A 25,905-nucleotide genomic window follows, 5' to 3' on the forward strand; every position below is an offset into this window, starting at 1 on the left:
GATATTGGTCATTTCACGGCAGGTCATTTCACCGCGCCGGCCATCAGGCCGCGGATGTAGAAGCGCTGCAGCAAGAGGAAGAGCACCAGGCACGGCACCATCATCACGGTGACGCCCGCCTGCACGGCGCCCCAGTCGATGGCGCCGAAGCGGCCCGACTGCAGCGCGGTCATCATGATCGGCAGCGTGAATTTGGACTGGTCGGTCATCAGCACCAGTGCGGCCAGGAATTCGTTCCAGGCGCCGAGGAAGGCGAACAGCGCGATGGTGACGATGCCCGGCCAGACCAGCGGCAGCATCACCTTGAGCAGCATGGTGACGTTGTTGGCGCCGTCCATGCGGGCGGCCTCCTCGATCTCGCGCGGCACCGCGTCGAAGGCGTTGCGCATCATGAAGATCGAGAACGGCAGTTGCAGCGTGGTGTAGACCAGGACCAGCCCGGTCAGCGTGTTGTGCAGGCCGACCTTGGTCAGCACCAGGAAGATCGGCGTCAGGATCGACTGGAACGGGATCATGATCGTCGACAGGATGACGATGAAGAGCACATCCTTCATGGGAAAGCGGAAGCGCGAAAACCCGTAGCCGGCCAGCACGCTGACGACGACCGACAGGATCACCGTCATCGAGGCGACATAGAGGCTGTTTTGCGCCGGCAGCCAGAGGCCGTCGCCAAAGGTGTCGAGCGTGCGATAGTTCTCGACCGAAAAGCCTGTCGTCGGCCAAGGCGGCAGCGGCGGCTGGCGCGCCTCCTGGGCCGGCTTGAAGGTCGACAGCACGGCCCAGATGATCGGCGCGATGAACAGCACTGAGGCGATCATGCCGGTCGAATGCTCGGCGATCCTGAGCCAGAGGCGGCTGCTGCGGCTTCTTGCCTGCGCCATCAGTCGATGCCCTCCGGCTTGCGCAGCAGCCACAGCTGGACCAGGCTGAGCGCCACCAGTATGGCCAGCAGGATCATCGACAAAGCTGCGCCATAGCCGAGCTTGAACGAAACGAAGGACTGGTTGAAGATCCAGTAGACGGCGGTCAGCGTCTGGTTGCGCGGGCCGCCGCGCAGGATGATGTAGAACTGGTCGAAGGCGAGGATCGAGCCGGCGATCGACAGGATCAGCGCCAGCGCCAGCGTGCGGCGCATCAGCGGCAGGGTGATGGCGCGAAAGCGCGCGAACGGCCCTGCCCCGTCGATCATCGCCGCTTCCTGCAGATCGGTCGGGATCGACTGCAGGCCGGTCATCAGGATGATCATGGTGAAGCCCGCGACCTTCCAGACGACCATGGCGATGATCGACCAGAAGGCCGGCTGGAACGTCGCCAGCAGGTTGAACTTCTTCGCGGTCAGGCCGAAATCGTAGGCGGCCGGGCTGAACAGGCCGGAATCGACATTGAGCAGCCACGACCACAGCAGGCTGGCGGAAGCGAAGCCGACCACCGCCGGCATGAAGAAGGATGTCCGGTAAAAGCCGGTGAGACGCCTGGGCTTTTCGATGAACAGCGCCAGCGGAAAGGCGACGGCGAAGATCACGATGGTGACGATCACGGTGTAGTAGGCGGTGAAGCTCAGCGCATTCCAGAAACGGTTGTCGCGCAGGATCGCCCGGTAATTGTCGAAGCCGATGTAAAAATGCTCGCCCATCAGCGGCCAGTTGTGCAGCGACATCCAGGCCGTCATGCCGAGCGGAATGATGAAGAATACGACGACCAGCGCCACGGCCGGCGCGACATAGAGCAGGCCGATCCACTGCCGGCGGCCGGCGCCGACCAGTTTTCTGGCGCGTGGCGGGGTGGGGGTGGTGATGGTCATTTACCCTCCCCCTTGTGGGGAGGGTCGCTGCGCAGCAGCGGGGTGGGGGTGCGGCGCCGGCCCCCCACCCGAACCTGCGGTCCGACCTCCCCGCAAGGGAGAGGTAGGGCGTCGGTGCGATGATTGAGAATGCCAGGGGTCATGCTGCTCTTCCGTTGGATCTCGTAGGGCGGTGGGACACACCTCCCCCACCCCGCTGCTGCGCAGCGACCCTCCCCACAAGTGGGAGGGTAAGGAGCGCCGGCCGCCCGTCCAGGGAGACGGACCGGGCGGCCGGATCAGGACCTGCGACGGCAGGGGCGTCATGCGCCCTCGCCGCCGGCCAGTCCTTATTTCTGCGCCTGGTCGATGATCGACTGCATGGTCTCTTGTGCGTTGGCGATGGCGCCATCAACGTCGTCGCCGAAGACGACCTCGTTGATCATCTGCGTCCACGGACCGTTGGCCGAGTTGATCAGGTCGTTGAACACCACGGAATAGGGCGTGCGGCCCTTGGCCATGGCTTCGGCGGCGATCTGGTAGCGCGGATCGAGATCCTTCAGCGCCTCCTTGGCGATGTCGCCGCGCACCGGCAGGCTGCCGTATTTGGCCAGGATGGTCTGGCCTTCGAGCGAATAGGCGAAGTCGAGAAACTCCTTCACCACGGCGAGCTTCTTGGTGCCCTTGGTGACGACGAAATTGTCGCCGCCGGCAAACGAAGACCAGCCGCTGTCCTTGCCCGGCAGGAAGGTGACGCCATAGTCGATATCCGGATACTGCGTGTTGAGCGCGCCGATGGCGAAGGCGCCGGACGGCGAAATGCCGATATTGCCGGTGGCGAAGGCGGCAAAGAAGTTGGCGCCGGTGTCGGTCTGCGCGCCGGCCGGTACCAGGTCCTTCTTGACCATCGAGCGGTAGAGGTCGATGGCGCCGCGCAGCTGCGGGCTGTCCAGCGTCGCCTTCGAGCCGTCCTCTGAGAGGATGTCGCCGCCCGAGGCCCAGATCAGCGGCGTGAAGGTGAAGATGTTGCAGCCGCCGCAATTGCCGGAGAAGTAGAAGCCCTTGATGTCGCCGCCGAGCGCGTTGACCTTTTCGGCATCGGCCTCGATCTCGGCCCAGTTGGCCGGTCCCTTGTCGGGATCGAGCCCCGCCTGCTTGAACAGCTTCTTGTTCCAGATCAGCACCGAGGCGTCGGCCGAGAACGGCAGCCCGTAAATGTGGTCCTTGTAGGTGCCGGTCTTGACATGCGCCGGCGACAGGCTGGCGAAATAGGGCAGCGATTTCGCCCAATCGGTGATGTCTTCGAGCTGGCCGGCGGCGGCAAAGGACGGCGTGTAGATCAGGTCGAGCGACAGCGCGTCGGGCGCCGTGCCGCCGGCGGCGGCGGCGCCATATTTCGGGATGATCTCGGCATTGGGAATGATGTCCAGCTTGACCTGGTTCTCATGGCCCTTGTTGAAGGCATCGACGATGCGCGGCATGAAGTTCGAGCCGTCGGCGCGAACCCAGATGTTGGCGGTGTCGGCGGCCATTGCAGGCAAGGCAATGATGCTCGCGGCGAGCGCGAACCCGGTAATCACGGTCTTCATGGTTTTCCTCCTCATGGTTCTGTTCTCCTCCCTGTTGCGGCGCTCCCTTAGATGGCGCCGCACGTTCTCCTAGCCGTCCAATGGGCGGCCGCATGACTGACGCACCACCAGCCGGCACGGCAGTTTTCGGATGCCCGGCGCGGCGGGTTGGCCGCCGACGAGCGAAAGCAGTGTGAGGCCGGCCTCGCGGCCGAGCGCTGCCAGGTTCATGTCGACCGAGGTCAGCGGCGGGCGGGTTGCCTCCGCCACGATCTCCCAATTGTCGAAGCCGATGACGCCGACATCGCCAGGCACGCCTAAGCCGCGCTCGCGCAGCGCATCGATGACGCCGCGCGCGATCTGGTCGTTGCCGCAGAACACGGCGTCGGGTTTCTCTCCCTTCTTGTTGAAGAGCGTTGGGCCGTCGAACAGCTTTCCGACGGCTTCATGCCCCCAGGCTTCCGACCACGAGCCGAGCAAGGGCTCGGTGACCGGCAGGCCGTGTGCGGCCAGCACATCGCGAAAAGCCTGCGCCCGCTCATTCACCACGGCAAAACTGGCGGGACCGCTGACATGGGCGATGCGCCGCCGCCCGAGGCGGCAAAAATGCTCGACCGCCAGCCGCGCTCCGCCGGCATCGTCGGAGACGAAGGCGATGGCATCGGGATCGGGCTGGCTGAAGGCGTAGATCACGGGCACGCCGAGATTGGCGAGGTCGACCGGCAGATGGCGGTCGATGCGCTTGCCGCTGGCGATGATGCCGTCGATGCGCTTGTCCAGCATCGCCTCGACATGCAGCTGCGCCAGCCGCGGATCGTCCTCGACATTGCACATGAACACCGAGACGCCGGCATCGACCAGCGCATCCGAAATGCCCGACATGACCGGCAGCGAAAAGCGGCCATAGGTATCGTTGGTCAACAGCCCGACGGTAAAGGAGCGCCGCCGCAGCAGGCTCTGCGCCAGGCTGTTGGGGCGAAAGCCGAGCCGCTGCGCCGTCTCGCGAATGCGCTGCCGCGTCTCGGCGGTCATCCGCCCCTGCCCGTTCAGCGCCTTCGAGGCCGTGGCCACGCTGACGCCAGCCATCGCCGCCACTTCACGCAGGGTGACGGGTTGCTTGGCGGGTGGTGGCAACGTGTCGGGGGCCATGGTTAGGGTGTCGGTTCTCGGTTTGGGAAAAGGTTTTCTCTTACTGGGCAGTAGCGTGTCGATGTGGGTGGGTGGCGGATGCTGCGCGGACTGGGAAAAGGTTTTCTCAAGGGAGACTATGATGAGAATCTGGGGATGGCAAGTGGGCATTAAAATGCCGAAATTGGGTCAGGAGCGGACTGTCGGTTGGTATCAGCAGAGTGAAAAGCGGGCAGCCGAGCAAAAAAGCCGCAAACCTCCGGGGTTGGCCTTTGCAGACATAAGGTCTGACCGATCCGGAGGGAGTTTTGATTGACGAACGATAGACGAATGCAAGAAGCTTCATCATCCGTTCGCACACTTGGAAGGATTCGCTTCGCTTTTCGCCGAACTATACGACAGCGATAGGCTGGAACCGCTCGGGGTGGCGGCGGCGCACACTGATCCCGGCTTGCTTGCCCGCGCGCCACGCGATTGCGGACAAATGGAGGAAACGATGACAACGAAAGCCGAGCACCTGCTGGTTCACCATATCCGCCAGACACTTAAGAGAGCGTGGGCAACGTCCTATGAGATGATCCAGCAGATCGAGAACCAAGCGTACAGGTCTGTCGACCAGATCGACCAGACGGATACTACCTACGATCTGGCCGAGGTCAGTTTCGTTTACAACGTCGAGAAGGCCTTCCGAGAGATTGGGATGTTGGCCGAGCGGCTGAGGCTGCCTCAGACCAAGGCCGACCTAGTGGCGCGCCGCAAGAGCATTAAAAAGATAACCGGTTCTGCGCTGATCGAAATGCTAGAGGATTTCTACTCACCGGTTCTCAGTGAACTTGACGCCACGTTCGAGGCCATGGCGGTCATGGTGGACGGAAGCGCGACGACCGGCATGTCGATGCTGGAATCGATTCTCAAAAACACGGCAGGGATAATTGCCGATCAGGGACTGGTTCCCCAGGAGGAACTGCGTGTCGACAATGCTATCGCACAGATCGTGAGGTACGCATTCCCCGACTTCGTGGATAAGCCACAAATCGACAAGACGGTCACCAAGTACAAGCCTGACTTTGGCGTGAAATCTCTTGGTGCCCTTGTCGAATACAAATTCGCGGTCAACGAGACAGGCGTGAAGGTCGCCTTGGAGGGAATATCCGCTGACATGACAAATTATGCGGGCGACCCTAACTGGGGAAAATTCTACGCCGTGATCTACACGACGCAGCCGATTCTCCATGCCAACGTGATCGAGGAGCACTTCAAGTCCTCGATTACGGATGGCGATCGGTGGTCGATCATCTTCGTCAACGGACCGGGTCGGCAAGGTCCTAAGGTCAAGGACAAGGACAAGACCAAGGCGCTTGAAGCTGTACGGACGCTAAATCGAGCGAAGTCCTCGCCTACAACGAAAGCACGCAGGCCGCGGGCACCCCGCCCAACGGGCTGAAAACGGCACTTCCTACCGTAATAGTTCTGGGCCGCCGTTCCGTACAATCCATTGGTGGGGCACCGCCGATCCTCTGTAATGCCTGGATTTGGCACTAGGGTCGTTCCCACGGATGGCTGCCTTAGGCCCGCACCAGCGGAATAGTTGCCCTCTCGCCCGCTCCCCGCAACAGGTCCGCTTTGATGGTCAGTTCTCAGGTAGACAGCAATGGTGTACAGGTGCGATCTCCCGGAGCGTTCGCCGCAGTACGGTTGATGCAAAGAAAAGAAAAAAGTTAGCGTGCCGGCGCTGCAGGGGCAAACATGGCAGGTACCATCGCAGATCGTCCGGCGGCAGCCTTGTCGGCCGATTTTTCGTGGGACGCTCCGACGAAACTGCAGCTAATCCAGCCCGTCCCGGATGCAATTGCTAGCTTTCCTCAAACTCGATATTACGGCAGCAAGCGCAGACTACTTGGCTGGATGTATTCCCATTTGGGCGCGGTTCGTTTTGATAGCGTACTCGATGCATTTGGAGGCACCGGCTCTGTTTCTCTGATGTTTAGGGCGATGCGAAAGCGCGTTACTTATCATGATGGGCTTCTCTTCAATGAAGATGTTGGTCGATCCATACTCGCCGACAAACCGGCACTTTCCCGCGGTAACGTCAAGGCCCTATTGGATTCGGTTAAACCTAAAGCAGGAGTAATTTCGCAACATTTTTCAGAAATATTTTTCAAAGATGAAGAAAATTCTTGGCTTGACGGTTTTTTCCACTTGATTGACAGCGAGGAACGATCCGTCGAAGAACGATCATTGCTACGTTATGTTATCTATCAGGCGTGTTTAAAAAAGAGACCGTTCAATCTATTCCATCGAGCCAATATCCACCTGCGCACAAATTTGACGGTTCATCGAAGCTTTGGCAATGCTGTAACATGGGAACGAAGCTTTACGCATCATGCCCTGCAGGCCTACGACGACATTGTTCGAAGATCTGTTAGCAATGGTTCTTTTTCTATCCTCCCCTCCGGCAACGCCGAAGACATAGCTCCCGGCTATGACTTAGTCTATATTGACCCGCCCTACATCGGGCGAGAGGAGCGACGTAACCGCGACGACTATTGGCGCCGCTATCATTTTTTGGAAGGGCTCGCGCGCTACAACGAGTGGGAAAAGTTGATCGATACGAAGTCCAATATTCGTCTATTCGAGCCGCCCAGTTGGTTTCCGGAGTGGGCCAGCACGCGTTCGTTCAAGGACCGCCTCTTTTCGTTCATAGACAGGCATCAACACTCGATTGTAGTTCTATCTTACGTATCAGGCGCCTTTCCTTCCGAGGCTGAAATCAAAGCGCATTTCGAAGCGCGCTTTTCACAAGTCTCTGTTCATTCTGCAGAACACAATCATGCACTCAGCAAGGCACGCAAACGCGAGCTTCTCTTTATCGGATACCCACGGTGATGAACTTCGAGCTCGATAAAATCCGTGTGCCGCTCTGGCTGATTCTAACCATAGCTATCACCCTAACGTCGATAGGCTTGGGTTACTGGTACTACAGGATAGACCCGAGCAGCGTAAAAACTCTGGGTTTTGTCGGCGGCATTGTTACGGGCTTGATTGTCTATCTCGCTACCTTTCTAACCTTGTTGCGGCCAATCCAAGAGCTTGACGGATTCAGACGAATGGGGGTCAAAGCACTCCTCGCGAACCGCCACGATCAGAACTACTATCGTCGTCTCGTTGTCGGCAGTAAGAGGCGCGTTGATGTAATGGGCGCATCATGCAGCCGCTTTATCCAAGATTTTCTTGACACGGAAAGCGACGATAAGGTTTTGGTCGATGCACTTATTAAATACAGCCAACTTAAGGTTCGGCTGCTCATTCCAGATGAAAAGCACATGGGCGATGATGCAAAAAATCGCGCGCGCGGCATGCTCCCAAAGATCGCTGCACTCCAGAAGCAGTTTAATGGCAGGGTAGAGCTGCGCCGATTTGCAGATGCCGCACATCATAGTTTCGTCCTGGTAGACAATGACTTGGTCGCGGGCCCTATTTTCGAAGGGGACAAGAGCCGCTATGCTCCCGCGATCCACGTCGCGGCCGAGACGCCATTTGGCCGAAAATACGACGATCACTTTGAAGCAGTTTGGAACTCCTGTAGCCCGCATGTGTGAAGTGCGCGTGGATGCCCGCCCTCGCCTGCATCTTGGATTGCTGTCGCTCCATGAAGGCGCTTTCCGCAAGAATGGGGGCATTGGTTTCGCGATAGAGGGGCCGGTGGCTGAAATCGAGATATGCGAAAGTTCGCGGCTCGTAATACGCGATGACCGCCCCCTGCCCATGGCCACCAGCGAACAAGACATCCTTGGCGAAATTCTCGAGCAGTTCGCTTTGGATCATGGCATGGCAAGACGGGGAGCTATCCACATCAGCGGAGGCATGCGCACCCACGTCGGCATGGGGTCAGCTACGGCGATACGGCTTGGAGCCATGGAAGCTTTGGCTTTACTTAATCAGACTCACATTTCAACGGAGCGGCTCATTGCAGCGTCGGGGCGCGGCGGGACATCAGGCATCGGCATCAACACCTATTTTAACGGCGGACTGGTCTGTGATCTTGGTCGACCGAGTGACGGCGGTCCATACATGCCATCCTCTCGGACGATGCCCACCCGACTTCCTTTGGCTTTGCCCATTGTGCAAATGCCGCCTTGGCCGATTCTTCTTTGCCTACCGCGCTCAATCGTCCCTAAAACCCAGCAGGAAGAAATCGCATTCTTTGAACGCACCACGCCGCTTCCAGCAACTGCCAGTTTCGAAGCTGCTTATATCGCTCTGTTTGAGATTTACGCTGCAGTCGCCGAACGCAACTATCACGCCTTTTGTCGTGGTGTGACACTTATGCAGGAAACCGCTTGGAAGCGCGCTGAGCGGGCGGAGTATGGCAAAACACTACACGTTCTCTCGATGAAACTGCTCGACGCTGGCGCAGATTGTGTGGGCATGTCGAGTCTCGGCCCAATGCTATTCTGTTTTGCAGACCCTAGTCGGATCACTGCGATTGCCGAGCGCGCGGAGGCTTTGGGCTGTGATGTCTATCGTACTTCACCCGCGAACGCCGGCCGTAGTGTAGCCAAAGCCGATGCGTGAACTGACCTTTTTCACTACAAATCCAACCAAACTCGCGCACGCACGCTATTTGGCGGAGGGCCGCCAAATACGCATTCAGGGGTTTCGGCAGCGGACATATCATGCGGGCTATATTGAGCCCCGACTGGTCTCACGCGAAGCCATCTTGGAAGCCAGCTATAGAAGCGCAAAGAGCCAAATACTCAAGGCAGGCTATTCGGAAGCGACACACCCGTTCATTTTAGAAGACACCTCGGTCCGTATCGACGCGCTGAGCGGAACAGACAACGACATACCGGGGGTCGATATCAAGTATTGGATGGAAGGTCGTACTTTCGAGAGCTTGGACTCGATGCTGCGCGCCACTGGCAACGCGCGCGGCGCGACGGTTCGCTCTGATGTCTTGCTCTACGTCCCGACTAATTACAGAAATTCCTGGGGAGTTACGAGTGAATATATCGTCTTCCATGGAGAGCAGCGCGGATCCATCGTCGATCAGGAACGGGATTACGCTACGAACCTTGTGTACCCATGGCTAGACAATAGATCTTTCAACCGGTGGTTCCAGCCGGAGGGGTGCGATGCGCCGCTTGGCTCACTGCCTATCGAGGTCGCAGATCGCGTAGATTTCAGACGGAAATCCTTCCAGCAATTGTTTAGATTTCTAGACGAACGCCGCTATTCCTCGGCGGCTAGCATACAAATGCAACTGCCGCTCGATCACAAGCCCAACATCATTCTCTGTGGATATACCTGTGCTGGAAAAACAGCGGCGAGTCATTATCTTGCCAGAGCCTTTGGGTATCTACACGTTGAAGCTAGCGACTTTATGTATCTGAGCTATTACTATCGCCACGGCTATCGCGGAATGCTGTCGATCGGAGATTTTGCTGAAAGTGCCTTGGCTCAAAAGCCAACGATTGCCGCAGAAAAGGTTGCCGAGTACATACTGGATAATCTTTCTGAGCCCATAGTAATTTCCGGTTTTCGGGCGCAGCAAGAAATCATCCATCTCGAAAAAGAGCTGGCGCTATGCGGGAAGTATTTTACACGACGCTTCGTCGCCGCAGATGAGCAAGTCCGTTTTGAGAGGTTGCTCGCGCGTGCGCGGCCGGGCGATGACCTCTCTATTGGCGAGTTTCGCGCGAGGGATCATCAGCAACAGCGCATGGGATTGGAAGTTATTAGACAATCACCTGGTGTTCTGGTTCTCAGCAATGATGGCAGCATGCAAAATTACTTGGATTCGATCAGCCAACTGGTCGGAGCCGAAAGTAAGAATGAAATCAACGTCGACGCGAGCCTCAATTCGCTTGCCAAGATCTCCGATATCGGGTTGCAAGACGCGATTTTGATCGCGCTGTTGAGCGTATGGAAGGACGACGAAACTCGAAAATTCTATACGACGACCGAAATGGCAAATTTGATTTCTACAGTGTTTCCAAGAATTAACCCGAAGCATAAAGACAACGTCAGTAGATATTTCAATCAAGACTACTACGTTTTTTATGAGATTTTCGGAAACAAGAATGCAAAGAAATACCGACTCTCCAATACCGGCTATGGCATGGCTATCCGCACGCTTAGGTCAACAGTGCGAGCTGGAAACTAGCTTATCAACCAGCCTTCACTCTTGGCCATTGGTGCCTCGCGTCTCCACCGCCATTCTCGATTTCCCGGTTCAAAGATCGCCATAGTCTCGCTGCGGGCCACATCACCATCGCCGCGCACCTCCTTGTCGGACCAGCCTCAGCGATAGAAACTCGGCTGCGTCGAGGACGGCCTCTCCGGCGCCGTCTGCAGAGGCTCGATACCACGGAGGCCGCAGCCCCCCGCAAGGGCCAACGCGGGCCGGCCAAGATCCCCCAGACACACTCCAGAACCAAAATTCAACAGTTCGGAAAAACCGGCGAAAAGATCGGGTGGGATAAGCTTCCCAGTCGGGTTTCCGGGTTCTTCCTTTTTGGACCACCAACAAAATCGCAGCTGCGGCGCAGCGCCTGCTCCAGCGGCGGCATGAACAGCCGGGCCAGGTAGAACCTGCCATTTACCAAGCTCAGCTTCATGATCCAACAGTCTGGGGGTCAGATGCGATGGCGGAGCGCGTCGGTGATCACCGCCATCGCAGGGGAGAGCTGTCGCCTGCTTGGATAGTAGAGGTGATAGCCGGCAAATGGCGGGCTCCAGTCGTCAAGCACGAGCCTGAGGCGTCCCTCGGCGATGTGGTGGCTGACGAGGTTTTCCGGGACATAGGCGATCCCGAAACCGCTTGTCGCAGCCTCGATCATGGGAATGGACGAATTGAAGGTAAGTTGGCCTTCCACCCGCACACGAAGGTCGCGGCCATCCCTGGCGAATTCCCAGGCATACAATCCGCCGAACGTCGCCTGCCGCATATTGATGCAGTCGTGATCGACCAGGTCCTGGGGCGCGGCCGGAACCGGATGGCGGGAAAAGTAGTCCGGCGAAGCATCGCTCTGCTGCTGGGTCGCCGTAGCGCTCCATTATAGACAGCTCGCCGGCGCCGTCTGCATGAGGTTCGCTCATAGTCTCTTTCCGGGGTTGTGTGCGTCAAGTTCTGCAAAATGGGGCGGCCATGATGCTGGTCATGCGGCTTGGCGCAGAGCGAGCTTCTTGTGCTCGCGCAGGTCGTCCATATTGATGTATCGGTTGGCCTCCATCCAGTTTTCATTGGTCTCGACGGCCAACGCCCTGACCAGGCGCAGGCAGCTTTCGGTGTTGGGGAAGATGCGCACGACATAGGTGCGCCGGCGGATTTCCTCGTTGAGCCGCTCCAGCATGTTGGTGGATTTGAGATGCTTGTGGTGCTGTCTCGGCAGCCTGAAGAAGGTCAGGGTTTGTTCGATGGCATCCTCGGCCCAGCCTGTCAGGCGCGGATAGCGTGCCGACCATTTGGCAAGCCATGCGGCAAGATCAGCCCTGGCCTCTGCGAGATCGCGCCGGTCGTAGAGCCAGCGCAATTCCTGCAGGCAGTCGTCGCCGTGCTTCCTCGGCAGATGATCGAGCGCGTTCCTGAGGAAGTGCACGTAGCAGCGTTGCCAGGCGGCTTCGGGGATCACCTCGCCGATCGCTGCCACCAGGCCGGCGTGATCGTCGGACACAACCAACTCGACGCCCTTGAGGCCGCGCGCCTTGAGGCCGACGAGGAAGTCCCTCCAGGCCGAGCGGCTCTCGCGATTGGCCATCTCCACGGCCAGGATCTGGCGCCTTCCGTCCCAGTCGATGCCGACCGCGATCAGCACCGCCTGGCTCATGACAACACCGGCTTCACGCACCTTCTCGTAGCGCGCATCGAGGATGAGGTAAGGAAACGGCTATTGAAGGGGGCGCCTGGCAAAGGCAGCGAGGCTCTCGTCCAGCCGCTTGTTGATGGCCGAGATCGTCGAGGCCGAGAAGGCATGGCCGCACAGTTCTTCCGTGATCGCCTTCACCTTGCGGGTCGACACGCCCTGCACATACATCTCCGCCAGTGTCGCCACCAAGGCCCGCTCGGAACGCTGGTAGCGCTCGAACAGCTCGGTGGAGAAGCGCCCGGCCCGGTCCTGCGGAACCCGCAGCTCGAGCTTGCCGACCCGCGTCACAAGGGTACGGCCGTAATAGCCCGAGCGATAGCCAAGCCGTTCGGGCGTGCGCTCGCTCTTCGAGGCACCCAGCGCCTCGTCCATCTCGGCCTCAAGCACCTCCTGCATCACCGCACGGAGCACTTCGTGCAATCCATCCGGGTTCGAAAGCAAAATGTCTTTGACGGCAGCGCTGGCGGTCTTAACTTCAGTCTTGGTCATGGTGGCGTTCCTTCGCGGGAATCAGGTGACGTGAACAATCACCAGCCCGCCATGACCGCCCCCTCTCAGCGAATTTGCAGAACTCTCAGCACACTACCCTTTCCGGGTCGCCACTGAGGCTGAACCCCTGCCCCGCAAGGGTCAACGAGGCCCGGCAAATCCCCGCCCAGACACACTCCAGAAACAAAATTCAACAGTTCGGAAAAACCGGCGAAAAGATCGGGTGGCATAAGCTTCCCGGTCGGGATTCCGGGCACTTCCTTTTTGGAGGCCCTCCACCAACAAAATCGCAGCGGCGGCGCAGTGCCTCCTCCAGCGGCGGCATGAACAGCCGGGCAATGCCCGGCGAGGACGAGAAAGTATGGACATGGACTACGATATCGCCGAACTGGACAGCGACGCGGCAACGGCGATCGGCAGCCTGGCAAGCATCGATGCGCTGGCAAGGATCGCTCGCGGCCCGACAAGGAACGGCCAGGTCCTGACGGGCGCCGACTTTGCCCGGCAGCCGGGTGAGCGGCTCAATGCGGTGTTCGAGCAGCTCGCCGTAACGTTTGCCGCACTGCCGGCGGTGATCTCCGAAGGGCGCGTGTGGACCTATCAGGAGCTGAACAGCCGCGCCAACCGGTTCGCCCGCATGCTGATCAAGCACGGCGTGCGGCCGGGCCACCGGGTCGGGCTCATCCTCGACCGCTCGGCGGAGACCTATGTGGCGTTGCTGGCGGTGATGAAGGCGGGGGCTGCCTTCGTGCCGCTGGCCACCGCGTTTCCGCAGGAGCGGATGGCGCTGATCATCGAAGACGCCGCCGTCAGCATGATCGTCACCATCGCCGCCTATGCGTCGCGCGCCGGTCAACTGCCCGTTCCCCATGTGCTGATCGACAGCGCCGCCGCCGAAATTTCCGCACAGTCGCCCGCGCCGCTGAAGCCGCAGGCGACCGACGACATCTGCTACATCCTCTATACCTCGGGCACCACCGGCAAGCCCAAGGGCGTGGTCATCACGCACCAGAGCTTCGTCAATTTCATACACGTCGCCGCCGCCTCCTACGGCTACCGGCCGGGCGACCGGGTCTATCAGGGCATGACCATTGCCTTCGACTTTTCCTCCGAAGAGATCTGGGTGCCGTTCGTCGCCGGCGCGACGGTGGTGCCGGCACCTGGCCAGATGCCGCTGGTGGGCGAGGAACTGGCGGATTTCCTGCGCCTCCATGACATCACCTGCATGGCCTGCAGCCCGACATTGTTGTCATCGATGACATCGGATGTGCCCAGCCTGCGCACGCTTTTGGTGGGCGGCGAGGCCTGCCCCCACAATCTGGTGGTGCGCTGGTCGAAGCCGGGCCGGCAGATCCTCAACACCTACGGGCCGACCGAGGCGACCGTCACCGCAACGATGGGGGCGCTGACGCCGGACCGTCCCGTCACAATCGGCGCGCCGTTGCCGACTTACTCGATCGTCATTCTCGACGCTTCGCTGCCGCAACTTGCCGAGCCCGGTGAACTGGGCGAGATCGGCATTGCCGGCATCGGGCTCGCCGTCGGTTATCTGAACCGGCCGGACCTGACCGACCAGAAATTCATCGCCGATTTCGTCGGCCTGCCGAACAACCCGTCGCAGCGCATCTACCGCACCGGCGATCTTGGCCGGATCAACGATAGCGGCGAGATCGAGTATGCCGGGCGCATCGACACGCAGGTGAAGATTCGCGGATATCGCATCGAGCTCGGCGAGATCGAGGCGGTGCTGCTCGACCAGCCCGAGATCGCGCAGGCCGCCGTCACCACCTGGGAGATCGAGCCCGGCCGCGTCGAACTCGTTGCCTATTACGCGCTTAAAACCGGCGTAGCGGCGGTTTCCCGTGCGGATCTCGCCCAGACGATGAAGCGGCGGCTGCCCGACTACATGGTGCCCGCCTATCTGGAGGAACTGCCTGCCATCCCGATGACCGTCTCCAACAAGGTAGACCTGCGCCAACTGCCGAAGCCGACGAGCGTCCGGCTTTCGGCCGATCGCACGATGGTGCCGCCCGGCAATGAGGACGAGCGATTCCTGGCGGAAGCGCTGGCCACGGTGCTGAAATTCGACGCGGTGTCGGTCGAGGATCACTTCTTCGACGATCTCGGCGCCAACTCCTTGCTGATGGCGCATTTCTGCGCGCGCGTGCGCACCAGGAAGGAATGGGCGACGACGTCGATGCGCGACATCTATCTCTATCCCACGGTGGCGCGCCTGGCGCTGCATCTGGGGGTAGCGGAGGAGATGACGACGGCAACCAACGAGCCGGTCCTCACCCGCCGGGCCTCGAATTTCGCCTACTGGACCTGCGGCGCGGCGCAGCTTTCGTTCTACGGCCTCTACAGCTACGTGGCACTGTGGGCGATCAATGACGGCCTCAACTGGATGTATGACGCGCTCGACGATCCGCTGCAGCTCTATATCCGGTGCGTGGCGCTCTCGGCCGCCGTGTTCTTCGGCATGTCGGGCTTTGCCGTCCTGGCGAAATGGGTGCTCATCGGCCGCTGGAAGGCCGAGGCGTTTCCGATCTGGGGCGTGCGCTACTTCCGCTTCTGGGTGGTCAAGACGTTGATCCGCACCGCACCCGTCGTGCTGTTCCGCGGCAGCCCGCTCTACAGCCTCTATCTGCAGCTGCTCGGCACCAAGCTCGGGAAAAACGCCGTCATCGAATCGAAGTCCGTGCCCGTCTGCACGGATCTTATTTCCATCGGCGCCAACACCATCCTGCGCAAGGAATCGATGATCCTCGGCTTCAGGGCCCAGTCCGGTTATATCCACACCGGGCCGCTGACCATCGGCCGCGATGCTTTCGTCGGCGTCGGCTCCACGCTCGACATCGACACCAGGATCGGCAACGGCGCCCAGCTCGGCCATTCGTCCTCGCTGCATCGCGGGCAAAGCATCCCGGACGGCGAGCACTGGCATGGATCGCCGGCGGTGCCGACCACGGCGGACTATTGCAAGGTGCGCAATGTCAATCCTTACCAGGTCCGGCGCTTTCTCTATGAAGCGCTGCAGCTGGTCGGCCTGTTTGGCCTCGTCACCCCGCTGCCGCTCCTGTTCCACAGCTACTGGGAATATGTCGGCGACGACTATCAGGAGACGATCGGCCTTGTCGCGATCGGCACCACGGTCACGCTTTTCGGCTATATCGCGGCGGCTTTCCTGGCAGCGACGCTGGTGCCGCGCCTGACGAGCCTGATCTTGAAGCCGGGCCGCACCTACACGCTTTACGGTTTCCGCTACTGGCTGCAGACCGTCGCCGAATTCGCCAGCAATTCCCGCGTGCTCGGGCTCCTGGCCGGCGACAGCTCGGCAATCGTGCACTACATGCGCGCCATCGGCTGGAACCTCAACAGAGTGGTGCAGACCGGCTCCAATTTCGGCTCCAACCAGCAGCACGAAAACCCGCTTCTGTGCGAGATCGGCACCGAGACCATGGTCTCGGACGGGCTGTTCATGATCAACATGCACAAGTCCGCCTCGGCCTTCAGGCTCGAGCCGACGCGCATCGGCGAACGCAACTATCTCGGCAACAACATCTATTATCCGCCGGACGGCCGCACCGGCGACAACGTGCTGCTCGGCACCAAGGTGATGATCCCATCGATGGGCCGGTGCGCGAGAATGTCGGCCTTCTCGGTTCGCCTGCGTTTGAAATCCCGCGCATGGTGAACCGCGACAAGGAGCTTATCGCCGGCGTCGACGAGGCCGACCGGCGCCGGCGCATCCCGCACAAGAACCGCCACAACCTGGTGACCATTCTTCTGTTCCTGGCAACGCAATGGATCATGCTGTTCGTCACGCTGGCGATCTGGGACCGGGCGCTGAACTACTATACGGAATGGGCGGAGGTCGCCCTGTTCGCCGCCGTGCTTTTGACCTCGGCGATCACCATTCCGTTCTACATTCTGGTCGAGCGGGCAAGCCTTGGCTTTGGCCGGCTGAAGCCGCAGATGACGACGATCTACGACGTCGCCTTCTGGCGCCACGAACGCCACTGGAAGCTGGCGGATTCGCCCATCGTGCGCCTGTTCGCCGGCACGCCGTTCCGGCCGATGATCCTGCGCCTGCTCGGCGTCAAGGTCGGCAGCCGGGTCTATGACGGCGGCAGCAATTTGACCGAGCGTTCGCTGGTCGAGATCGGCGACGACGTCACGCTCAACGAGGGCTGCGTGATCCAGGCCCATTCGCTGGAAGAAGGCGCGTTCAAGTCCGATTTCATCCGCATCTGCGATGGCTGCACGCTCGGGCCTTCCGCCTTTGTCCACTACGGCGTGGTGATGGGCAAAGGCTCGATGGTCGACGCGGACTCCTTCGTGATGAAGGGCGAAGAGCTGGAGCCCAACTCGATCTGGCGGGGCAACCCGGCAAAGCTGCATCGCTTCGTCGAGCCGGTGCCGGAGGATGGCGTCAAGGCAACGGCTTGATGAGCACAGACATCCGCCTCGTTTCGGTGACTGCGGCCAACCGGGCTGTGGTCGCGGCCCTGGAGCTGGCCCCGGATCAGATGGATTTCGTCGCCAGCAATGCGGAGTCGCTGGACGAAGCCGAAACCGACGGGGACGCACGGCCGCGCGTTGTCATGGCAGGGGATCGCATCGTCGGTTTCCTGATGTACGAGGCGCCGGAGGACGACGACGGGGCGCGGATCTACCGCTTCATGATCGATCGCGTCCATCAGGGCCAAGGCTACGGCAAGGCCGCTTTGCGCGAAGTGCTGGATGAAATCATGGGGCTCGGCCACATCAGCCACGTTTCGATCTGCTACGAACCTGGGAATGAAGCGGCACGCCGCCTCTATCGCGCTGCCGGTTTCGTCGAAGAGGGACTGGACGAGGACGGCGAAATGATCGCCGACCTCGCTCTGCAGGGCGAACAGCCATGACGCGCCCGGCCGATGCCGGTGCCAGCCTGTCGGCGCAGTTGCTGGCGGCGATGGCCGCCATGGCACCGGCCGGCGTTCGGATCGGATGCCGCACGATCCGCGAAGGCGATGAGAACCATTTGCTGCCGCAGGAAGCACGCTCCATCCCGTCACGCCTGCCGCTGATGCGGCGGGCGAGTGGCGCGGCGCGGTGGATCGCGCACGAGCTGCTGGCGGATATGGGCTTGAACGACGTCGCTATCCTCCGCGGCTCCTCCGGCGCACCGGTATGGCCTCATGGAGTAACGGGGTCGCTGGCTCACGACGACGAGATAGCCGTGGCGGCCGTCGCGCCGCTCTCCCACGTCGCCTCGCTCGGCATCGATATCGAGCCCGCTTTGCCCCTGCCCGACGACATCTTCGCGCTGGTTGCAGTCCCCGCTGACCGGATCGACGCAACCGACCCGTATCTTGCCGGTCGCATCCTTTTTGCCGCCAAGGAAGCTGTCTACAAGGCCGCCTACCCGCTTGATGGCGAAGTGCTGGGCTATGAGGACATCACCGTCGATCTCGACGCAAGCGCCGCTGTGACGAAGACGGGCCGCAGAGCGAGACTGGTTTACTGCGTTGCTCCGTGCGTGGTCGTTCTGGCGTTCGTCGATGGTGCCCGAAGCGCACCCCTTTAAGCGCGAATGGACCAGCGCCCGACAACTGCTCAACAAAGCGCATTTTTTTCGCAGAGCGGTGCAAAAGGCTCACGCGGTTCGTCCTTTGACAGAAGAAGGAGAGCGCCATGAGAAACCTTATTGTCACCGAGTTCATCAGCATCGATGGCATCGCCGAGGTCGAGAAGCTGCCCAGCGTGACCTGGAACGATGAGATGCAAAGGTTCAAGGAGGACGAGCTTGCCGACAGCGGGGCCATGCTTCTGGGGCGCACGACCTACGAGATTTTTGCCGGCTCTTGGCCCAAGGAAACCGGAGGCTTCGCCGACCGGTTCAATGCGCTGCCGAAATATGTCGCGTCGACAACCCTGAAGGCACTTGACTGGAAACCGGCCGAGCTGCTGACGGGTGCGTTGCCGGAAGCGGTTCGGGCGCTGAAGCAAGGCAGCGGCGGCAACATCTATGTGCATGGCAGCCTCAGCGTCGCGCGGGAATTGCTGCGCCATGGTCTGGTCGATCGCGTCAGGCTGCTCAGCTACCCTGGCACCGTCGGCGAGGGCAAGAAGCTGTTCCCGTCCGATATGCCGGTGGCGTTGGAGCCGATCTCGGCCGTACAGTTCAGCAATGGCGTGGTGGCGCTGGAATATGCGGCTGGAAGGGTGTGAGACGCTGGTGGGGGTAATCTCCCCCCTTGAGGGGGAGATGTCGCCGAAGGCGACAGAGGGGGTCGGTCCGTCCTGACGCAACCTCCTATCGACCGTAGGAGGTCGAGCTTCACGCGAGACGACCCCCTCTGGTCCGCCGGCCATCTCCCCCTCGAGGGGGGAGATCGGCAGCTCACCCTGCTTTCTTCCCCCGCTTGCCCTTGGCATGCGCCTCGACCACCCTTTCCACCTCGCGCTTCAGTTCGTCCTTGACCTCCTGCGTCTCGGCCAGCAGCGTGTCGATCTTCATGAAATCGAGCACGCGGTATTTTGACACTGGCGGGCGGATCAGTATGTCGGGGGGGCGCTGGTTCAGCTTGTGGGCGATGATCGACTGCATCATCAATTGCGTGGCGCCGTACATCAGATCGACGGTGGTCGGGTGCTTGCGCTCGGCCTCGCTCGGCGCACCGACGACGTCGATCGCGATGATGATGTCGGCGGCGTCTTCGATGAGGTCGAACGGCACCGGATTGTAGATGCCGCCGTCGATCAGCACGCGGTCGTCGCGCGTCACCGGGCGGAACACGGCGGGAATGGCAGCCGAGGCGGCGAGCGCCGAATGCAGGTCGCCCTCGTCGAAGACGGCCAGCTTGTGACCGAAATAGTCCGTCGCCGTCACCTTGAGCGGGATCATCAGCTCGGCGAAGGTTTCCGGGATGGCTTCCGGCAGGAACGCCTTCAAGATGCGCTCTATGTTGAACTGGCTGACGCGGATGCCGCCCTGCATCGCCTCGGCGATGGTGCCGGGACGCGAGCGCCACATGCGCGCCGCCACCTCGGCGCGGCGGCCGAGGATCGAGCGGGCGTAGTCCTCGATGTCCTTTCCGCTCATGCCCGAGGCCATGCCGGCGCCCATGATGGCGCCGATCGAGGAGCCGGCGATGGCCACGGGCTTGATGCCGAGCTCGTCCAGCGCCTCGACGATGTGGATATGGGCCAGGCCGCGCGCGCCGCCGCCGCCAAAGGCGATACCGAAAGTCGGACCTGTCATTTGGCCTCCAGCTTCGGCCCGATGCTCATGATCGCGGGCGCCGGCGTCAGCAGCTTCTTCGCCGCTGCCTTGACCTGATCGAGCGTCACGCCGTTGATGAGCGCCGCGCGGCGCTGCACGTAGTCGATGCCGAGATTGTCGAGCTGCAATTCCACCAGGGTCGCGGCAATGGCGCTGGAAGAATCCAGATTGCTGATAGCATAGGAGCCGACCATGTATTTCTTGGTCGCGTCCAGCTCGGCCTCGGTCGGCCCCTCCTGCGCCATCTTCTTGACCACCTCCTTGACGATGGCGAGCGTCTCGGCGGCGCGGTCGGAACGCGTCGCCGTGGTGATGATCAGCGCATTGGAATGCTGGTGGTCGACCAGGTTGGAATCGACGGAGTAGGCCAAGCCGCGCTTTTCCCGCACCTCGTCATAGAGGCGCGAGGTGAAGGTGCCGCCGCCGAGAATCTGGTTCATCAGCACCGCGGGGAAGAAATCCGGCGCATCGCGCTTCACACCGGGGTAGGCAAACTGCAGCGAGGTCTGCGGCAGGTCGTAGTCGACCTCGAGCTGCTGGCCGAGCTTCAGCTCGGTATCGGAAACCGGTTGCAGCACCTGCTTTTCCGGCAGATCGCCGAAGACCTCATCGAGCTTCCGTTTCAGCGTCGCGGCATCTATGTCGCCGACCACCGCAACATGCAGGCCGCTGCGGGCGAAATTGGCCTTGTGGAAGGCAGCCAGATCCGCTGCCGTGATGGTGGCGATGCTGTCCTTGGTGCCCTGGTCGGGCCTGGAATACGGATGGTCGCCATAGATGGCGCGCAGCCATTTGGTTTGCGCGACGGTGTTGGGGTCACGCTCATTGGCGATGATGCCGGACAGGATCTGGGCGCGGATACGGTCGATCGGCGCCTGGTCGAAGCGCGGGCTGGTGACCGCCAGCCTGAGCAGGTCGAAGGCCGCATCCTTCTGCTCGGCCAGCATCCGCATCGCGCCATAGGTGCCGTCGCGCGCCGCTTCGAAGCCCATTTCGGCGCCGGCATCGTCAAGCTTGATCTGGAAGGCCTCGCTGTCGAGGTCGCCGGCGCCCTCGTCGAACAGGCCGGTCATCAGATTGACCAGCCCTTCCCGCCCCGCCGGATCCTGCGTCGAGCCGCCATCGAACACGAAGCGGATGGCGACGATCGGAATGGAGTGGTCCTCGACCAGCCAGGCGTTGACGCCTTTCGATGAGGTCACCGGCTGAATGTCCATCGCGTGCGCGGCAAGCGCCGGCAGGATGAGGAAGAAGATGCCGAGGAACAGTGTGGCGAAGACGTGGAGAACCGCGATGCGCCTATGAGTAATCGCATCAGGCCATTGATCGCCAAGGTCAGCTCCGCCCCTCATCGCGCTGCCGGGCACTTCTCCCCGTATAGTGACGGGGAGAAGGGGTCTCGCCGCGACGCTGGCGCTCTTCTTACGACGCTGATGGTTGGCGAAATCGACGATGACAGCGCCCCTCTCCCCGTCACTATAGGGGGAGAGGATGCCGGCAGGCAGGTGAGGGGCAGCGCCAACGCTCAATCTCGTCATCATCAATTCCCCGCCTGTTGCTGCGGCAAGAGATAGCCGGTCGTCGTACGATCGAGCAGCAGATAGCGTGCGGCGACCGCCTTGATCTCATCGGCGGTGACCTTGCGAATGCGGTCCGGCCATTCCTCGATATCCCTGACGTTGCCGCCGGTGGCGAGCTCGGCGCCGTAGAGATTGGCCATCTCGTCCTGCTTGTCGCGGGCGAAGATCATGGCCCTGATATAGCGGGCCTTGGCCTTCTCCAGCTCATCGGCGGTGACGCCGTCCTTGACGATGCGGGCGATCTCGGCGTCGACGGCCGCCTCGACGTCGCTCAGCTTGGCGTCGCCGCGCGGCGCGCCATAGACGGTGAAATTGGTGGCGTCGAGCATCGTACCCTGGAAGAAGGCGCCGGTCGCCGATGCGATGCCTTGCTTGACCACGAGTTGCTGGTAGAGCCTGCTGCGGCTGCCGCCGCCAAGGATCTCTCCCAGCAGGTCGAGCGCCTCGGCCTCGCCGGGTTTTGCCGTGTGGTAGGACGGAACCACCCATTGCGTCGAAAAGCTCGGCACCGAAACGCGCCCATCGGTGAGCGTCACCGTCCGCTTGGTGTTCTGCTCCGGCTCGACCGGGCGGATGCGCGGGGGCAGGTCGGGACCGCGCGCGACCTTGCCATAGGTTTTTTCGGCCAGCGCCTTCACGACCTCCGGCTCGACATCGCCGGCCACGATCAGCACCGCATTATTGGGGCGGTAGTATTTGTCATAGAAGGCAACCGCATCGGTGCGGTTCAACTGCTCCATCTCCTGCATCCAGCCGATCACCGGAATGCGGTAGGGCTGGTTCTGCCAGAGCGTCGCGTCGACCTCTTCGTCGAGCACCGCCTGCGGATTGCTGTCGATGCGCGCGCGGCGCTCTTCCAGGATCACGTCGCGCTCGGTCTTGATGACCTCGTCGGTCAAGATGAGGTTGCGCATGCGATCGGCCTCGAAGCTCATCATCTCACCAAGTGCCGAGGGCGCCACCGTCTCGTGGAAGGCAGTGTAGTCATATGAGGTGAAGGCGTTGTTGGAGCCGCCGATGGCCGATATGGCGCGGTCGAACTCGCCCGCGGCGTGGTTGGTCGTGGCCTTGAACATCAGGTGTTCGAAGAAGTGCGCTATGCCGGACTTGCCTGGCGGCTCGTCGGCGCTGCCGATCTTGTACCACACCATATGGGTGACGATGGGGGCGCGATGATCGGGAATGACCACCACCTCCATGCCATTGTCGAGCAGGAAGTTGGCCACCTTGCCATCATCCGCGGCCAGGGCCGGGCCGGCCATGGTCAGCGCGGTGGCGAGCAAGGCTCTCCGCAGCCATTCAGTATGAAATGTCATTGATGGCTCCGGTTGTTATCGCGCGACGATAGGCAAGGTTAGCCGCGGAGGCAAAGTGAATTGTGCGTCATTTTGAAGGCGCCGGTCGCTCCACCCTTACGCAAGCTCGATGAACCGGACCACCGTCTCGCCGTAGTTTCGTTCATCAACCACCGAGAATTCCGGCCCAATCTCGAAGGGCGCCGAGGCGGCTTCCTCGACCACGCAGAGCGCGCCGGGCAGCAACCAGCCGCCATCCCTGGCCGAGCGCAGGGCGCGCTCGCCAAGGCCCTTGCCATAGGGCGGATCGGCGAAGACCAGGCCGAATGCCGCAAGCGTACCGGCCTCACCCAGGGCGGTCGCGTCGCGGCGGAAGATCTTGGTGCGGCCGGTAAGGCCAAAAGCTTCGACATTGGTGCGGATCAGGCCGCGTCCTTCGGCCGATTCTTCGATAAAGACGCCATAGGAAGCGCCGCGCGACAGCGCTTCGAGGCCGAGAGCGCCGGTGCCGGCGAAAAGGTCGAGCACACGCGCGCCGTCGAGCTTGTCGGCAAAGCGGTGCGCCAGCACGTTGAAGACGGCCTCGCGGGCGCGGTCGGTCGTCGGGCGGATGGCATGGTCGCGCGGCGTCGCCAGCGGACGCCCGCGAAATTGGCCGCCGACGATTCTCATTTATGCCCGGGTCTCATTTAAGGCCGGATCTCATTTAAGTCCCGGCATCATCTGGTCCTCGGGCCCTTGGGACCGTTGCGTGGCCGCTCGCCGCCCCGACCGCCATCCGGACGCTCGCCACCCGGCTTGCCGAACGGCTTGGCTCCGCCCGGCTTGCCATAGGCCGGCTTGCCATAGGACGGCTTGAATGACGCCTTGCGCGCCTTGGCCTCGGCCGCCTTGGCGGCATCGGCTTCCGCCCTGCCCTTGCCGATCGGACGCGCGCCCGGCGCCATCCAGACATTAGCCTTGCGCTGGCCCGGCGGATCGATCGGCCGCTGCTCGCGCTCGGGCTTCTTGCCGCCGCGCGGTTTGTCACCAAAGGCGCCGCGCGGCTTGTCGCCGAAGCCTCCACGGGGCTTGTCGCCAAAATCGCCGCGCGGCTTTTCGCGAAACTCGCTGCGCGGCTTGTCCGAAAACTCGCTGCGCTCGGGTCTCGGGCCGCGTTCGCCAAAGCTCTTTTCCGGCCTCGCGCCCCTTTCGGGACTGGTCGACAGCTTGCCGAGCGCTTCGTCGCGGCTGCCTTCGCGGCGCTTGCGGTTCTTGATCAGACCGCCCTCGCCGATCGGCCGATGGTCACCCTCGCGGGTGACTTTCGGCCGTTCCGGCTCCGCGTCACGCTCTCGCCGCACCGGCTGGTTGGAAAACGGCTTGATGATCTCGGCGTCGAAATTGGCGCCGGATTCCTCGACCAGTCGCTCGCCGAGCTGGTCGCGCAAGACGCGGCCCTTGATCTCCAGCACATGGCCTTCGGCGAGATCGTCGAGCTGGAACGGTCCGTAGGAGATACGGATCAGCCGCGTCACGTCGAGGCCGAGCGATCCAAGGATGTTCTTCACTTCGCGGTTCTTGCCTTCGCGCAGGCCGATCGTCAGCCACGCGTTGGTGCCTTGTTCACGATCGAGCGTCGCTTCGATGGCGCCGTAGAAGACGCCGTCGACGGCAATGCCTTCACGCAGGCCTGCGAGCATGCTTTCCTCGACCTTGCCATGAACGCGCACGCGGTAACGGCGCAGCCAGCCAGTGGCAGGCAGTTCGAGCACGCGCGACAGACCGCCATCATTGGTGAGCAGCAGCAGGCCTTCGGTGTTGATGTCGAGGCGGCCGATGGTCATCAGCCGTGGCAATTCGGCCGGCAGCACGTCGAACACGGTCTTGCGGCCCTCGGGGTCGCGGTTGGTGGTAACGACGCCGGCAGGCTTGTGAAACAGGAACAGGCGGGTGCGCTCGATCGGCGGGATCTCCATGCCATCGAGATGGATGATGTCGCCCGGCATGACGTTGAAGGCCGGCGAGGTCAAAGCCCGGTTGTTGACCTTGACACGGCCCGCCGCGATCAGGTCTTCGGCGTCGCGGCGCGACGCCAGGCCGGCGCGGGCCAACCGCTTGGCGATACGCTCGCCGGCTTCTTCAGCCTCGGCCGGACGCGGGCGCGGCTTGAAGGCGCCGCCAGATGCTTGCGGCCGGTCACCACCGAAATCGCGCTTGGGGCGATCGCTGAAGTCACGCTCGGGACGATCTCCGGCGTCGCGCTGCGGGCGATCGCCAAAATCGCGCTTTGGACGGTCAAAACGCTTTTCGCCCTCGGCGGAAGCAAGCCGATCGCCGCGCAGTGCGTAGGGCTTGCGCGGCCCTTCACGCTTTTCGAAAGGCTTGCCTTCGGGACGCGGCCCCTTGCTGAACGGCCGATCGCCGCCCTTGAAATCGCGCTTTGGCCGCTCGCCATCGGCCGCAACCGGCCGATCGCCCCGCGGTGCATAAGGCTTGCGCGGCCCCTCGCGCTTTTCATACGGCTTGCGTTCACCCTCGGCCGCCATAGGGCGATCCCCACGCGGCGCATAGGGTTTGCGCGGCCCTTCGCGCTTTTCATACGGCTTGCGCTCGCCTTCGGCTGCCATCGGCCGGTCACCGCGTGGTGCATATGGCTTGCGCGGTCCCTCGCGCTTTTCGAAAGGCTTGCCTTCGGGACGAGGACCCTTGCTGAATGGCCGGTCGCCACTTTTGAAATCGCGCTTGGGCCGCTCGCCCTCAGCCGCTGCCGGCCGGGCGCCGCGCGGTGAATAGGGTTTCTTGGCCCCGAAGGAGGGTTTGCCGCTTTTGCCGGCGGCGCCATCGCGGCGCGGCCCCGCGGCTCCAGGGCCGCTTTTGCCCGGGCCTTTGTGGCGCGGAGATTTCTTGTCGTTGTCGTCCATGTGGCCTTTGCCTTGTTGCGCTGC

General features: G+C 61.8%; 18 protein-coding genes and 3 pseudogenes. 9 read left to right on the plus strand and 12 right to left on the minus strand.

The features are described 5' to 3' along the window. Nucleotides 1-23: 23 nt before the first annotated feature. The 4 genes from NKL06_RS03180 to NKL06_RS03195 all read right to left on the minus strand — a co-directional run bounded on the left by NKL06_RS03180 (nt 24) and on the right by NKL06_RS03195 (nt 4,497). Entirely contained in the window at nt 24-881 is an 858-nt protein-coding gene (locus tag NKL06_RS03180; RefSeq protein ID WP_023694442.1) for a carbohydrate ABC transporter permease, read from the minus strand. Further along, nucleotides 881-1,801 (minus strand): carbohydrate ABC transporter permease, encoded by a 921-nt coding sequence (locus NKL06_RS03185; protein WP_023694443.1) that lies wholly within the window; start codon nt 1,799-1,801, stop codon nt 881-883. Before NKL06_RS03185 ends, NKL06_RS03180 begins: the two co-directional genes overlap by 1 nt. Nucleotides 1,802-2,130: 329 nt before the next feature. After that, on the minus strand, nt 2,131-3,369 hold the full coding sequence (locus NKL06_RS03190; RefSeq protein WP_023689585.1) for an ABC transporter substrate-binding protein: 1,239 nt from the start codon (nt 3,367-3,369) through the stop codon (nt 2,131-2,133). Nucleotides 3,370-3,438: 69 nt separating this feature from the next. Further along, the gene (locus tag NKL06_RS03195; RefSeq protein WP_023694445.1) at nt 3,439-4,497 is read right to left on the minus strand and encodes a LacI family DNA-binding transcriptional regulator; all 1,059 of its coding nucleotides are present in this window, start codon (nt 4,495-4,497) and stop codon (nt 3,439-3,441) included. Nucleotides 4,498-4,972: 475 nt separating this feature from the next. Between NKL06_RS03195 and NKL06_RS03200 the strand changes: the two genes are divergently transcribed. The 5 genes from NKL06_RS03200 to NKL06_RS03220 all read left to right on the plus strand — a co-directional run bounded on the left by NKL06_RS03200 (nt 4,973) and on the right by NKL06_RS03220 (nt 10,642). Next, a complete protein-coding gene (locus NKL06_RS03200) occupies nt 4,973-5,920 on the plus strand; it encodes a PD-(D/E)XK nuclease domain-containing protein (protein WP_155927372.1) in 948 nt (315 codons plus the stop codon). Between the two features lie 302 nt (nt 5,921-6,222). After that, nucleotides 6,223-7,362, plus strand: a complete 1,140-nt coding sequence (locus tag NKL06_RS03205; protein WP_081725550.1) for a DNA adenine methylase — start codon at nt 6,223-6,225, stop codon at nt 7,360-7,362. Next, nucleotides 7,362-8,075 (plus strand): hypothetical protein, encoded by a 714-nt coding sequence (locus NKL06_RS03210; protein ID WP_023694447.1) that lies wholly within the window; start codon nt 7,362-7,364, stop codon nt 8,073-8,075. The genes NKL06_RS03205 and NKL06_RS03210 overlap by 1 nt, the downstream gene beginning before the upstream one ends. After that, a complete protein-coding gene (locus NKL06_RS03215; protein WP_198027087.1) occupies nt 8,014-9,051 on the plus strand; it encodes a beta-ribofuranosylaminobenzene 5'-phosphate synthase family protein in 1,038 nt (345 codons plus the stop codon). The genes NKL06_RS03210 and NKL06_RS03215 overlap by 62 nt, the downstream gene beginning before the upstream one ends. Further along, entirely contained in the window at nt 9,044-10,642 is a 1,599-nt protein-coding gene (locus NKL06_RS03220) for a non-canonical purine NTP pyrophosphatase (protein ID WP_023694449.1), read from the plus strand. Before NKL06_RS03215 ends, NKL06_RS03220 begins: the two co-directional genes overlap by 8 nt. 277 nt (nt 10,643-10,919) lie before the next feature. On the opposite strand, the gene NKL06_RS03225 is transcribed toward NKL06_RS03220, so the two are convergent. From NKL06_RS03225 to NKL06_RS03235, 3 genes and pseudogenes are all read right to left on the minus strand, one after another. Further along, on the minus strand, nt 10,920-11,096 hold the full coding sequence (locus NKL06_RS03225) for a hypothetical protein (protein ID WP_155927370.1): 177 nt from the start codon (nt 11,094-11,096) through the stop codon (nt 10,920-10,922). A gap of 18 nt (nt 11,097-11,114) precedes the next feature. After that, nucleotides 11,115-11,501: pseudogene (locus NKL06_RS03230) on the minus strand (LysR substrate-binding domain-containing protein); the annotation flags it as partial. Between the two features lie 135 nt (nt 11,502-11,636). Further along, nucleotides 11,637-12,833, minus strand: a pseudogene (locus NKL06_RS03235) (IS256 family transposase). A gap of 361 nt (nt 12,834-13,194) precedes the next feature. Between NKL06_RS03235 and NKL06_RS03240 the strand changes: the two are divergent. From NKL06_RS03240 to NKL06_RS03255, 4 genes and pseudogenes are all read left to right on the plus strand, one after another. Next, nucleotides 13,195-17,282: pseudogene (locus tag NKL06_RS03240) on the plus strand (Pls/PosA family non-ribosomal peptide synthetase). Further along, on the plus strand, nt 17,282-17,740 hold the full coding sequence (locus tag NKL06_RS03245; protein ID WP_023694769.1) for a GNAT family N-acetyltransferase: 459 nt from the start codon (nt 17,282-17,284) through the stop codon (nt 17,738-17,740). Before NKL06_RS03240 ends, NKL06_RS03245 begins: the two are co-directional and overlap by 1 nt. After that, nucleotides 17,737-18,405, plus strand: coding sequence for a 4'-phosphopantetheinyl transferase family protein (locus NKL06_RS03250; RefSeq protein ID WP_023694768.1), 669 nt, complete (start codon nt 17,737-17,739; stop codon nt 18,403-18,405). The genes NKL06_RS03245 and NKL06_RS03250 overlap by 4 nt, the downstream gene beginning before the upstream one ends. 107 nt (nt 18,406-18,512) lie before the next feature. Beyond that, a complete protein-coding gene (locus tag NKL06_RS03255) occupies nt 18,513-19,049 on the plus strand; it encodes a dihydrofolate reductase family protein (RefSeq protein ID WP_023694767.1) in 537 nt (178 codons plus the stop codon). Nucleotides 19,050-19,221: 172 nt separating this feature from the next. Here the strand turns inward: NKL06_RS03255 and NKL06_RS03260 are convergent, their stop codons facing one another. The 5 genes from NKL06_RS03260 to NKL06_RS03280 all read right to left on the minus strand — a co-directional run bounded on the left by NKL06_RS03260 (nt 19,222) and on the right by NKL06_RS03280 (nt 25,881). Then, nucleotides 19,222-20,082, minus strand: a complete 861-nt coding sequence (locus NKL06_RS03260) for a patatin-like phospholipase family protein (protein ID WP_023694766.1) — start codon at nt 20,080-20,082, stop codon at nt 19,222-19,224. Then, complete coding sequence (locus NKL06_RS03265; protein ID WP_023808308.1) at nt 20,079-21,455, minus strand: M16 family metallopeptidase; 1,377 nt, start codon at nt 21,453-21,455, stop codon at nt 20,079-20,081. Before NKL06_RS03265 ends, NKL06_RS03260 begins: the two co-directional genes overlap by 4 nt. A gap of 188 nt (nt 21,456-21,643) precedes the next feature. Further along, entirely contained in the window at nt 21,644-22,999 is a 1,356-nt protein-coding gene (locus NKL06_RS03270; RefSeq protein ID WP_031209167.1) for a M16 family metallopeptidase, read from the minus strand. Between the two features lie 96 nt (nt 23,000-23,095). After that, entirely contained in the window at nt 23,096-23,650 is a 555-nt protein-coding gene (gene rsmD, locus NKL06_RS03275; RefSeq protein WP_023671544.1) for a 16S rRNA (guanine(966)-N(2))-methyltransferase RsmD, read from the minus strand. 47 nt (nt 23,651-23,697) lie between these two features. After that, on the minus strand, nt 23,698-25,881 hold the full coding sequence (locus NKL06_RS03280) for a pseudouridine synthase (protein ID WP_023694763.1): 2,184 nt from the start codon (nt 25,879-25,881) through the stop codon (nt 23,698-23,700). Nucleotides 25,882-25,905 lie beyond the last annotated feature (24 nt).

Origin of the sequence: Mesorhizobium sp. C268A (assembly GCF_040324475.1) — a bacterium.
Classification (GTDB): Bacteria; Pseudomonadota; Alphaproteobacteria; order Rhizobiales; family Rhizobiaceae; genus Mesorhizobium.

What these genes read in the sequence shown, in the direction of transcription:
- NKL06_RS03180 (WP_023694442.1), bottom strand. Translation starts at nt 881, where the DNA reads ATGGCGCAGGCAAGAAGCCGCAGCAGCCGCCTCTGGCTCAGGATCGCC.
- NKL06_RS03185 (WP_023694443.1), bottom strand. Translation starts at nt 1,801, where the DNA reads ATGACCATCACCACCCCCACCCCGCCACGCGCCAGAAAACTGGTCGGC.
- NKL06_RS03190 (WP_023689585.1), bottom strand. Translation starts at nt 3,369, where the DNA reads ATGAAGACCGTGATTACCGGGTTCGCGCTCGCCGCGAGCATCATTGCC.
- NKL06_RS03195 (WP_023694445.1), bottom strand. Translation starts at nt 4,497, where the DNA reads ATGGCCCCCGACACGTTGCCACCACCCGCCAAGCAACCCGTCACCCTG.
- NKL06_RS03200 (WP_155927372.1), top strand. Translation starts at nt 4,973, where the DNA reads ATGACAACGAAAGCCGAGCACCTGCTGGTTCACCATATCCGCCAGACA.
- NKL06_RS03205 (WP_081725550.1), top strand. Translation starts at nt 6,223, where the DNA reads ATGGCAGGTACCATCGCAGATCGTCCGGCGGCAGCCTTGTCGGCCGAT.
- NKL06_RS03210 (WP_023694447.1), top strand. Translation starts at nt 7,362, where the DNA reads ATGAACTTCGAGCTCGATAAAATCCGTGTGCCGCTCTGGCTGATTCTA.
- NKL06_RS03220 (WP_023694449.1), top strand. Translation starts at nt 9,044, where the DNA reads ATGCGTGAACTGACCTTTTTCACTACAAATCCAACCAAACTCGCGCAC.
- NKL06_RS03225 (WP_155927370.1), bottom strand. Translation starts at nt 11,096, where the DNA reads ATGAAGCTGAGCTTGGTAAATGGCAGGTTCTACCTGGCCCGGCTGTTC.
- NKL06_RS03245 (WP_023694769.1), top strand. Translation starts at nt 17,282, where the DNA reads ATGAGCACAGACATCCGCCTCGTTTCGGTGACTGCGGCCAACCGGGCT.
- NKL06_RS03250 (WP_023694768.1), top strand. Translation starts at nt 17,737, where the DNA reads ATGACGCGCCCGGCCGATGCCGGTGCCAGCCTGTCGGCGCAGTTGCTG.
- NKL06_RS03255 (WP_023694767.1), top strand. Translation starts at nt 18,513, where the DNA reads ATGAGAAACCTTATTGTCACCGAGTTCATCAGCATCGATGGCATCGCC.
- NKL06_RS03260 (WP_023694766.1), bottom strand. Translation starts at nt 20,082, where the DNA reads ATGACAGGTCCGACTTTCGGTATCGCCTTTGGCGGCGGCGGCGCGCGC.
- NKL06_RS03265 (WP_023808308.1), bottom strand. Translation starts at nt 21,455, where the DNA reads ATGAGGGGCGGAGCTGACCTTGGCGATCAATGGCCTGATGCGATTACT.
- NKL06_RS03270 (WP_031209167.1), bottom strand. Translation starts at nt 22,999, where the DNA reads ATGACATTTCATACTGAATGGCTGCGGAGAGCCTTGCTCGCCACCGCG.
- rsmD (WP_023671544.1), bottom strand. Translation starts at nt 23,650, where the DNA reads ATGAGAATCGTCGGCGGCCAATTTCGCGGGCGTCCGCTGGCGACGCCG.
- NKL06_RS03280 (WP_023694763.1), bottom strand. Translation starts at nt 25,881, where the DNA reads ATGGACGACAACGACAAGAAATCTCCGCGCCACAAAGGCCCGGGCAAA.